The organism is Bradyrhizobium sp. P2_E8, assembly GCF_056403875.1.
The window spans coordinates 1-6,684 of the sequence record NZ_JBFUES010000381.1; the positions used below are offsets into that span (position 1 = coordinate 1).

The following is a 6,684-nucleotide window of genomic DNA, read 5'->3' on the forward strand; positions in this document are numbered from 1 at the left end:
ATTGGCATAGCGCCCATCTAGCTGAGAATATTGAACTCTCGCTCCAATCCATCATGGGCGACGTGGCGAATTTTCGATCTAATTCCTTCATTCCATTGATATATTTTGACTTCGACCGATCCTAAGCGTGATTGGACCGATTGAAAAATCTGCTTGATCAAGCTGTCGCCGATCGGTTCTTCTAGGACGATATGTGCACAAAATGGAAGCGGAAATCGGCTTTTCGGAATCTCGGTGCACACGGCCTTGCACACACGTGCGAAATTGCACGCGACGATCGCATAACGTGCATCCTGGATCTTCCTGGCATACAGGTTGACGAGATCGGCTCGGTTATACTCATCGAGCGATGTGAGTATAATTCGCGTTCTTATGCCGCACTTATGCGTCGGCCGTCTGCTCCAATCGAACCTTCCCCAGCGATGATCGGCTAGCCAGATCGCCCTCTAGCGAGGCACCTCCGCCACGCGCTGCAGCTTCTGCAAGCAGCGCGTGGTGCGAACCACGGTCGGCATGTCCTCGTCAGGAAAATTAGTCTTCCAGTYGGTCACGCCGACCTCGCCGACATACTTGTCGCCTTTGGAATCCAGCGCAATGCCATGCGGCGCGAGTCCGCTCGCAAGACCGGGGCCATCCTCGCCGCCGAGMCGCGCGATRCGMTTKCCCTTGGCGTCCACGATCGACARSCGCGGGCCGAGATTGGGMACMTTGCGGTTGACCGGCATGGCAGGGCCGAGCTCGCCGATCACGAAGRTCGGGCTCTTRSCSCCRCCGCAGCAGCACAGCGCGCASGGCCGGTGCAGRTTGTTCCACTGCGYCTCGTAYTTGCCSTYGCCGTYGAACACCTGCACGCGATGGTTCTCGCGGTCGGCGACRTAGACCCAACCATCGGCGTCGGTGACGATATTATGTACGATGTTGAACTAGCCGGGATCGGTGCCGGGCGCGCCCCAGCTATTGATCAGTCTGCCGTCCGGCGTGAATTTGTGGATGCGGGCATTGCCRTAGCCGTCGGAGACGTAGATYTCWCCCYTMGGSGACAGCGCSGTRTGGGTGCAGCGRTGGAASGGMTCGCCGCTCATGAACGGCGCSGKCTTTTCGGGAWCACCGATCGTCAGYAGCACCTTGCCSTCRGTGGTGCAYTTKCGCACGGTGTGGTCGCCGTCATCGGTGCARTAGAGGTTGTCKTCGGCGTCGATGTGCAGGCCGTGCGCGCGGGAGAACAGCCCTCACCCCAGCTGCGCAGGAAATCGCCGTCGCGGTCGAGCACCACCATCGGATGGGCGCCGCGGTTGAAGACGTAGATGCGGTCGCGGCTGTCGACCGCGACGGARGCGACGTCGGTGAGCTGCCAGCCATCCGGCAGTTTCGCCCAATTGTCGACGACGCGGTAGCGGTGCTCGCCSGWGCCGAGAATGGCTGACACTCGTTTTCCTGTTGTTGCGCGCCTGCGTCGCCTGATCGCTCAGGTGAAGGTACAGCCCTTGGATTCCAGCACCTTGCCGATGCCGGACAGCTCGAGGATGTTCCCGCCGGCCTTGAGCGCTTTCATCACGTCGGCTTCCTTGTCCTCGCGCGCCGCCGACTTGACGCAGACGTCGGCGATGTTCTCCTTCGGCACGATGACGACGCCATCGTCATCGGCGCTCACGATGTCGCCGGGGCGGACGGCGATCCCGCCGATGACGATCGGTTGATTGATAGTGCCGAGGGTCTCCTTGACGGTGCCCTTCATGCACAGGCCGTAGGAGAAGACGTTGAAGCCGGTGTCGCGCACGGCAAGGCCATCGCGAACGCCGGCATCCGTGACCAGGCCAACGATGCCCTTGGCGACGCAGGCCGTCGCCAGCACCTCGCCGAAGCCGCCCTGCTCGGGATGATCGCCCGCGCTCACCACGAGCACGTCGCCCGGCTTTGCCAACGAAATCGCCGTGATCAACATCATGTTGTCGCCGGGATGGCAGCTCACCGTCAGCGCCGGTCCGCAAGCGCGCATCCCGGAATAGATCGGCTTGATGCGGAAGGTCAGCGCACCCGATCGTCCCTGCGCTTCGTGAAGGGTGGACGGAGGAAACTTCTTGATGCGCTCGACAAGCTCGGCGGCGGGCCGATCGAATGTCCTGATTACATGCACCATGGTAACCCCCTTGCGGTCGCGATCTTTGTTACACCTCCATAACCAACCGCCTTAGGGCGGCAAACTCAGATTTTAGGATTGCCGCATCGTGTTTCGTTATGGCTCGTCCTTCGGCTCATCCGGAGGCGATGCTGGGCCACCCGGGGCGATGACAACCGAGCCGAGCTGGGCCTCGAACGGCCCCCAGGTCTTGACGATGATCTCGAGCAGGATCTTGTAGACGGCGAATGCGGCGTCGGACAACGCGGCATTGTCGGAAATGCATAGCGACATCTGTTGCGAGGCCGACGGCGCGTTGATCCGCCGAATGCAGAGTTCGTCGAGGTTCGGCAACTCCTTTGCGATCGACATGGGCAGCACAGCCGCCCCCACTCCGGCTGCAATCGCCGAAGACAGGGTCGACTGGGAGTGGATCTCGGCGACGATGCGCGGGCGGAGGCCCACCTCGGCGCAGACCCGCTCCACGGTCTGTCGCAGGAAGGACTCCCGATATGGCAGAAGCAGGTCGAATTGTGCGACCTCCGCCGCCGAGACCTCCTCCGGCGGCATCTGCTCCGGATACATGCCGCGGGGCGCGACAAGATAGAAGTATTCGCGCATCAGCGGCTTGTAATCGAGGCCGGTCACCGGGCGCTCGCCGTAAAGGACAGCCATGTCCATGCTCCCCTTCAGCATCATCTCGCTGAGCATGACCCCGGAGCTGTCATAAATGTGCGGCACGATGCCGGGATAGCGTTCGCGGATCTGCGTGAGCAATGGGGTCGCCAGCAACGCCGCCGAACTGAGCGGGGCCAGACCGATCGTGACGTYGCCGGTCAGCTCCGGCTTGTTGTCCAGAATGGTGCGCCTGGCTTCTTCAATCTGCCGCTGGATCGACTTGGAATAGCGGTAGAGGATTCGTCCGGCCTCGGTGGGCTTGACCCCGCGGGCGCTGCGGTCGAGCAGCTTGCACTTGAAATCCGCCTCCAGGCTCGCAATGTGCTGACTCAGTGCCGGCTGCGCAACATTCAGCACCTTCGCCGCGCTCGTCATGCTGCCGAGATCCACGACCTTGATGAAGGCCTCCAAACGTTTCGTATCCAATACGGCCTCTCCGGATATCCAGGCAGGGAGCAATGCAGCAGCAATAGGCTGAAGCTATGGGATCAGAAGGAATTGTTCTTACCACTGGGAACCTGAGGGGCCTATAGCTAGTGCTGAACTCGTCCGCCGCTCGCGTTGCAGCCGACGCCACCAGCGGGTTGGACGGTAGCAGAGGAGCCCTCGCGGATGGGATTTTCGGACTATCGGACGGCCCTGGTGACGGGCGCATCCTCCGGAATAGGGGCTGCGACGGTTCGCCGCCTGAGTGCAGAAGGGCTCGAGGTCTACGCCGTGGCCCGCGACGCTGCTCGCCTCAGCGCCTTATCTACGGAGACCGGTTGCCGCCCCTGCGCCGTGGACATCAGCGACCTCGATGCGCTTGCGGCATTGGCGAAGTCGGCTGAGTTCGACGTCCTGGTCAACAACGCCGGCCAGTCCCGCCGCGGCAATATTCTGGACACGACGGCAGAGGATGTCGACGCCCTCATCGACGTCAATTTGCGCGCGGTCCTGCATCTGACGCGGCTGATCGTGCCGGGCATGGCGCGCCGCGACCGCGGCCATGTCGTCAACATCTCCTCGATCGCAGGTCACTACGCGTTCGGTGGCGGAAACACCGTGTATCACGCCACGAAGGCTGGCATTCACTCGCTGTCGCAGCAACTGCGCGTCGACCTCTACGGGACCAGGGTTCGCGTCACCGAGATATCGCCGGCCCGGGTCGAGACCGAGGTTTTCGGCCGGCTGCTTGGTGACCTCGCCGAAGCCAAACGCCGCTTCTTCGACGATTATGATTCGCTTCAGCCCGAGGACATCGCCAATTCGATCGCATTCGCGGTTGGATCGCCGGCACGCATGAATGTCGCCTTCATGGAAGTCCTGCCGACCCAGCAGGTCGTCGGCGGCCTCAATTTTGCACAGAAGAGCCGGCCGCCGGCCGAGTGACGCATGAACGCCCCGAACTCGACAGGCCGTCAACGCGGAGCGTGACCGTGGACCTCTCCAAAATCGAACAACTCGTCGATCTCGTTACGCGTTCCTCCATCGCCGAGCTGGACCTCACGCAGAACGGCACCCGCATCCGCATCCTCAAGCGCGCGCCTGCGGCCCTGGCTCCGCCTGCAAACCGGGTCGCGGTCGAGGCCCCTGCTCTCGATCATCAGGACAGCCCAGCTCCCGAGGCTGCCGCCGACATCGTGGTGCCGGCGCCGATGCATGGCATCTTCTACCGGGCTGCGGCGCCGGACGAGCCGCCGCTGGTCGAGGTCGGCACGCGGATCGAGGCCGGGCAGAAGATCTGCATCATCGAAGCGATGAAGACCTTCATCGACATCGCCGCTGAGGCGCCCGGCGTCGTGCTTGCGATCCTCGCAGAGGATGGTCAGGAGATCGAGGCCGGGCGGGCTCTGTTCCGGATTGGGCCGGCGGGTTCATCCTGATGTTCGACAAGGTCCTGATCGCCAACCGGGGCGAGATCGCGCTTCGCATCCAGCGCGCCTGTCGGGCGATGGGTCTCAAGACGGTCGTCATTCACTCGGAGGCGGATCGCGACGCACGCTATGTCGCACTTGCCGATGAGGCACTCTGCATCGGGCCGGCGCCGGCAAGCAGCACCTATCTCAACGTTGCGGCGATCCTGCTCGCAGCCGAGGTCAGCGGCGCCCAGGCGATCCACCCGGGTTACGGATTCCTTTCGGAGAGTGCGGAGTTCGCCGATCGGGTCGCGCGCGCCGGCCTCGCCTTCATCGGCCCGCCGGCGGATTGTATTCGGACCATGGGCGACAAGGTCGCGGCCAAGCGCGCGATGCGGCTGGCGGGCGTGCCTTGCGTACCCGGGCCGGACAGCGCCCTGCCGGAGGATCCGTCCGAGGTGCTCGCGATCGCGCGGGACATCGGATACCCCGTCATCATCAAGGCCGCCGGTGGCGGCGRCGGACGCGGTATGCGGATCGTGCGCAGCGAAGGCGCGCTGGACGACGCGCTGGCGCTGACCCGAGCGGAAGCCAGCAAGGCCTTCAAGAACGCTGCGGTCTACATCGAGAAATTCCTCGAAACGCCCCGCCATATCGAGATTCAAGTGTTGTGCGATCAGCATGACAATCATCTCTGGCTCGGCGACCGCGACTGCTCGCTTCAGCGCAGGAACCAGAAGGTGGTCGAGGAAGCCCCCGCGCCCGGCATCGATCGCGCTCTGATCGAGCGGGTGGGCGCAAGCTGCGTCGAGGCCTGCCGGCGGATCGGCTATCGCGGCGCCGGCACTTTCGAATTCCTCTACGAGAACGGCCAATTCTTCTTCATCGAAATGAACACGCGCGTCCAGGTGGAGCATCCCGTCACCGAGGCCACGACGGGGATCGACATCGTCAAGGCGCAGATCCGCATCGCGCAAGGCGAGCCGTTGGGCATCGCGCAAGGCGACATCGCACGTGTGGGCCATGCCATTGAATTCCGCATCAATGCCGAAGACCCCACCACCTTCGCTCCCTCGCCCGGCATGGTGACGCGCTGGGATGTTCCCGGCGGCATCGGCATCCGCGTCGATTCGCATATCACCGCCGGAGCCACCGTTCCCCGGCACTATGACTCGCTGATCGGCAAGCTCATCGCTCATGGTGGCTGCCGCGAGGAAGCTGTGGCGCGTGCGCGCGTCGCCTTGTCCGAGCTACGCGCCGAAGGCATCCGAACCAATGTGCCGTTGCATCAGGCGATCCTCGCCGATCCTGTGTTTTGCCGTGGCGGCTACGACATCCACCATCTCGAGCACTGGATGAATGCGCGGGCGGCCGCGCCATGACGGCCCCAGACCGACCGCGGATCAGCCTGCTCGGGACATCGGCCCTCCTGTTCGAGGCACCCGGCGCATTCGACCTGCCGCACCAGCGGCGCATCTGGTCGCTGGCGGCCACTGCATCGAAATGGCCAGGGATCCGCGAGGCCATTCCCGGCATCACCAATTTGATGCTGACCTTCGCAACCCCTCCGCGCGAGCTGGACGCCTTGATCGCCGCTCTCAACGACGGTTGGGACGCGGCGGAAGGCCTCACGATCGGCGGGCGCGAGATCAGGTTGCCGGTCACCTATGGCGGCGAGATCGGATCGTCTCTTCAGTCCGTCGCCGATCATTGCGGCCTGTCTGTCGACGACGTGGTCTCGATCCACGCCGCCCCGCTCTACACGGTGTTCGCGCTCGGCAGCCATCCCGGCTATTGCTATCTGGGCGGCATGGATCGACGCATCACCATGCCGCGCCGTCAGACGCCGCTGCAACGCTCCGCGGGCGGCTCGGTCTCGATCGGCGGATCGCAGACCGGTGTCTCCGCCTCCCCCGGGCCGAGCGGCTGGCACGCCATCGGGCATACGAGCTGGACCTTCTTCGATCCGTCCTGGCCGACGCCAGCAGCACTCGCGCCGGGCGATACGATCCGCTTCGAGATCGAACGGGTGATCCGGTGATCGAGATCCTG

6 protein-coding genes and 1 pseudogene are annotated in these 6,684 nt (G+C 63.8%); 4 read left to right on the forward strand and 3 right to left on the reverse strand.

Annotated features, from left to right (window positions below; translation table 11 throughout):
* Positions 1–446: 446 nt before the first annotated feature.
* The 3 genes and pseudogenes from AC1D00_RS21005 to AC1D00_RS21015 form a co-directional block, all read right to left on the reverse strand.
* Positions 447–1,426: pseudogene (locus AC1D00_RS21005) on the reverse strand (peptidyl-alpha-hydroxyglycine alpha-amidating lyase family protein).
* A 39-nt stretch (positions 1,427–1,465) separates the two neighbouring features.
* Complete coding sequence (locus tag AC1D00_RS21010; RefSeq protein WP_025576051.1) at positions 1,466–2,137, reverse strand: 4-carboxy-4-hydroxy-2-oxoadipate aldolase/oxaloacetate decarboxylase; 672 nt, start codon at positions 2,135–2,137, stop codon at positions 1,466–1,468.
* Positions 2,138–2,233: 96 nt separating this feature from the next.
* Entirely contained in the window at positions 2,234–3,205 is a 972-nt protein-coding gene (locus AC1D00_RS21015) for a LysR substrate-binding domain-containing protein (protein ID WP_477011984.1), read from the reverse strand.
* A gap of 201 nt (positions 3,206–3,406) precedes the next feature.
* On the opposite strand from AC1D00_RS21015, the gene AC1D00_RS21020 reads away from it, so the two are divergent.
* Genes AC1D00_RS21020 through pxpB form a run of 4 tightly spaced genes read left to right on the forward strand, consistent with a single transcriptional unit; the run spans position 3,407 to position 6,673 of the window.
* Complete coding sequence (locus tag AC1D00_RS21020) at positions 3,407–4,165, forward strand: SDR family NAD(P)-dependent oxidoreductase (protein WP_025576054.1); 759 nt, start codon at positions 3,407–3,409, stop codon at positions 4,163–4,165.
* 47 nt (positions 4,166–4,212) lie between these two features.
* A complete protein-coding gene (locus tag AC1D00_RS21025) occupies positions 4,213–4,659 on the forward strand; it encodes an acetyl-CoA carboxylase biotin carboxyl carrier protein subunit (protein WP_025576057.1) in 447 nt (148 codons plus the stop codon).
* Complete coding sequence (gene accC / locus AC1D00_RS21030; protein ID WP_477011985.1) at positions 4,659–6,014, forward strand: acetyl-CoA carboxylase biotin carboxylase subunit; 1,356 nt, start codon at positions 4,659–4,661, stop codon at positions 6,012–6,014. Before AC1D00_RS21025 ends, accC begins: the two co-directional genes overlap by 1 nt.
* Positions 6,011–6,673: a 5-oxoprolinase subunit PxpB gene (gene pxpB, locus AC1D00_RS21035; protein ID WP_025576061.1), complete on the forward strand. Its 663-nt coding sequence runs from the start codon at positions 6,011–6,013 to the stop codon at positions 6,671–6,673. Before accC ends, pxpB begins: the two co-directional genes overlap by 4 nt.
* Positions 6,674–6,684 lie beyond the last annotated feature (11 nt).

What these genes read in the sequence shown, in the direction of transcription:
- AC1D00_RS21010 (WP_025576051.1), bottom strand. Translation starts at nt 2,137, where the DNA reads ATGGTGCATGTAATCAGGACATTCGATCGGCCCGCCGCCGAGCTTGTC.
- AC1D00_RS21020 (WP_025576054.1), top strand. Translation starts at nt 3,407, where the DNA reads ATGGGATTTTCGGACTATCGGACGGCCCTGGTGACGGGCGCATCCTCC.
- pxpB (WP_025576061.1), top strand. Translation starts at nt 6,011, where the DNA reads ATGACGGCCCCAGACCGACCGCGGATCAGCCTGCTCGGGACATCGGCC.